Below are 2,961 nucleotides of genomic sequence, written 5' to 3' on the forward strand. Positions count from 1 at the left end.
AATTAATTTTCTCGTGTCTCTGTCAGCCTAACTATTTTTATCTTAAATGACTAAAATGTGGATTTCAGATGTGAAATCCGCCATTGTAGGCAACGGTTTTTGGTATGGAAAGTTGCGTTTTTGTAAACGTAATTTTCCGATGTTTAAATTTAAGTTATTTATATTTTAGAAACATTCTATTTTGTTGAATTTAGCAATTTTTTATACCAGTTGTTGTATGCAGGCTTTACTTTCTATAAGGTTGTGAACAAACATATGTAACTGGTTCTTTTTTTCTTTTAGGATATGCTTTTCTTCTTTCCTCAATAGTTGCATATTCATAAGTGTGTTTTCGATAACTTCTATAATCAATGATGTTAAGAATCAAATCTCTTAAAATGTGATCTAGTTTCAAATAATTAATATACTCCTCTGTTGAATTTTTGCCAAATTCTCCATTATGAACAGCAGTGTGTCTTTCTTTATTAATTAAATTATTTACATTTTCATTAATTGGAATACATCCAAACTTAAAAAGCTCATACATTTTTTCAACAGTACTATTTTTTCGCCTATTTAAATCCCCAATTTTAGAATTAAAAATGCTAAAATTATTTTTGTCATTTGAGTTGATTTGTGGCTTATATGCCTTTAACACTTTTATTAAATTGTCTTTAATGGTATTTTCCCATAATTCATTTGGAATATAATTTTCAATTAAATTTTCATTCGATTTTTGATAATTACTACAAAGTTTTTCTAAAGCATTAATTAAAATTGAATATGATTGTTGTATTCCTGATGTAGTAAATGATGCATTTAATGAAGATATAATAGAAACTAAATCCAGTTTAATATCTGAATGATAAAAATTATTAAAACATTCTAAAAATGCATTTTGAAAAATAGATGAACTATATGAATGATTATCATTAATCGGGATATAATGACTTGTATTTGAAGTGTTTTTCTTAAAAAATGAATAAATGTAAACGATTTGAGAATCAGAACCATCAACTTTATAAGTCTTCCCAGTTAATTCTCTTCTGACATAAACATCTCCTCCGTTTATAAGTGATAGAAAACCAATGAATTGCTTTTTTAATTTTTGATAATGCTTAAATGTTAAAATTCCTTGACCTGAATTTTTAGTAAAGTCAATAGAAATTAAATCATTTGATACTGATTTGCTAAAAACTAAATGAAAATAATTTTCCCTAAATCCATCAATTTGTGCATACATAGAACAACTTGTATGGTCAAAATTTATATCAAAATCATCAACTTCACCATATTGTCTAATTTTTTTCACATCAGTATAATCAGAAAATTTTGTGTTAAAACCTTCAATTTCGATGAACAAAATTGAATCTTCTCTATCACCTATAAGTTCTTTTGAAATATTATTCTCTTTGGTTAATTTTAAATAATTTCTACAGACAAATTTTGCTTTTCGGTTTTTCCCTTGGTAAAGTGAATAGGTTAAGTCTTTAATTTCTATTTTATATCCTTTTTCTGTTTTTCCTGTAAGATTATACTTTTTAGAAAAATCATTTTTCTCAAAAAAATCAACAGGTAGAAATGTTTCAAGAAAGTAAATACCATTTTCTTCAAAAACTAATGCGAATGGAATTTCACATTGTTTCATTTCTCCATTTAAAGTTCCTTCAATTATGGTATATTTTAAATTCAAATTATTTTCTTTTTTCAGCTTGCATACAACGGTTTAGGATAACTAAAGTTGTGTTTAAGTTATCGCAATTTTTGGTTTATAAAATTAATAAAATAAAAGTTAAGAAACATTCTATTTAGCAGAAAGCAACAATTTTGGTTATGCAATGTTGCTTGTAGCAGCTTTGCATTTTGGTGCTAAAAAATCATACGTAGTAATTTTCATTCATAGATTTTTTTAATTCTCAAATTTATCTTTTTAGTTTACTTAATCTTAACTATTTATTTCAAATCGAGTTTTCTCTCACATCTTAGCTAGTTTTCCGATTTCATTGCTCAAAATCCTCCGTTTTGCTCATTTTACACGTTTCAACTAGAAATTCGTAGTTGTGCTAAAATCGTTCCGTTTTAATGAGCTTTTTGCGTTTCAATTTATCATTTGTTTATTTCTCAAATAACTCAATTTAGTTTCTGTTTGATAGAGTAGAAGAGTTATCTGAATTTTCCCTCATTAATAATTTTTTCACGCCTCTGTCAGACTAACTATTTTAATCTTAAATGACTAAAATGTGGATTTCAGAAGTGAAATCCGCTGTTACAAGCAACGGTTTAGGATAACCAAAGTTGTGTTTAAGTTATCGCAATTTTTCGTTTATAAAATTAATAAAATAAAAGTTAAGAAACATTCTATTTAGCAGAAAGCAACAATTTTGGTTATGCAATGTTGCTTGTAGCAGCTTTGCATTTTGGTGCTAAAAAATCATACGTAGCAATTTTCATTCATAGATGTTTTTAATTCTCAAATTTATCTTTTTAGTTTACTTAATCTTAACTATTTATTTCAAATCGAGTTTTCTCTCACATCTCAGTTAGTTCTCCGATTTCATTGCTCAAAATCCTCTATTTTGCTCATTTTACACGTTTCAACTAGAAATTCGTAGTTGTGCTAAAATCGTTCCGTTTTAATGAGCTTTTTGCGTTTCAATTTATCATTTGTTTATTTCTCAAATAACTCAATTTAGTTTCTGTTTGATAGAGTAGAAGAATGATCAGAATTTTCCCTCATTAATAATTTTTTTCGTGCCTCTGTCAGACTAACTAATTTAATCTTAAATGACTAAAATGTGGATTTCAGAAGTGAAATCCGCTGTTACAAGCAACGGTTTAGGATAACCAAAGTTGTTTTTAAGTTATCGCAATTTTTCGTTTATAAAAATAATAAAATAAAAGTTAAGAAACATTCTATTTAGCAGAAAGCAACAATTTTGGTTATGCAATGTTGCTTGTAGCAGCTTTGCATTTTGGTGCTAA

1 protein-coding gene is annotated in these 2,961 nt (G+C 26.7%); it reads right to left on the reverse strand.

Features of this window, described 5'->3' with window-relative positions:
- Positions 1 to 226 precede the first annotated feature (226 nt).
- Complete coding sequence (locus BLU40_RS17275) at positions 227 to 1,672, reverse strand: hypothetical protein (protein WP_090126738.1); 1,446 nt, start codon at positions 1,670 to 1,672, stop codon at positions 227 to 229.
- Between the last annotated feature and the right edge of the window lie 1,289 nt (positions 1,673 to 2,961).

This window comes from Lutibacter oricola (assembly GCF_900106565.1).
Lineage (GTDB): Bacteria > Bacteroidota > Bacteroidia > Flavobacteriales > Flavobacteriaceae > Lutibacter > Lutibacter oricola.